This window comes from Bradyrhizobium campsiandrae (genome assembly GCF_014529705.1).
GTDB classification, from domain to species: domain Bacteria; phylum Pseudomonadota; class Alphaproteobacteria; order Rhizobiales; family Xanthobacteraceae; genus Bradyrhizobium; species Bradyrhizobium campsiandrae.
In genome coordinates this window covers 1-445 of the sequence record NZ_JAANIH010000213.1, presented here as the reverse complement: position 1 = coordinate 445, position 445 = coordinate 1, and the positions used below count along the sequence as shown (strand labels likewise).

Below are 445 nucleotides of genomic sequence, written 5' to 3'. Positions count from 1 at the left end.
ACGGCCGGCGCGGGCGGCAACGCCTCGTCCATGTTGTCCGTGAACGACGCGATGGCGTCTTATGTGCAAGCCTACTCGACCGCTTCCGGTGGCGGTGGCGGCTTCGCTGACGGCGGCGGCACTTCCGGCGATGCTGGAACGGGCACGTCAACCGTGGTGCTCACAGCCGCAGGAACTGCCACTGGCGGCTCCACTGCATACGGCGGTGCGGGCGGCGGTGTCGGCACCGGGAACGGGTTGGCTGGCGGCGCGGCCACGTCGAGCGCCAATGTGAGCTCGACCGGCAGCTCATCCAACGCGAATGCCTACGCTGGAGGCGGCTCGGGCGGCAATGCCCAGGGGACCGGTGGAGGCGGTGTAGGCGGTTCCGGCGGCGCCGCCGCGGCGACCGCTGTTGCAACGAGCACCGGGGCGAACAGCGCTTACGCAAATGTCAATGGGACCG

1 pseudogene is annotated in these 445 nt (G+C 70.1%); it reads left to right on the top strand.

The annotated features are described in order from the left end of the window. Nucleotides 1-30: 30 nt before the first annotated feature. Nucleotides 31-445 (top strand): annotated as a pseudogene (locus G8O24_RS42755) (hypothetical protein); the annotation flags it as partial.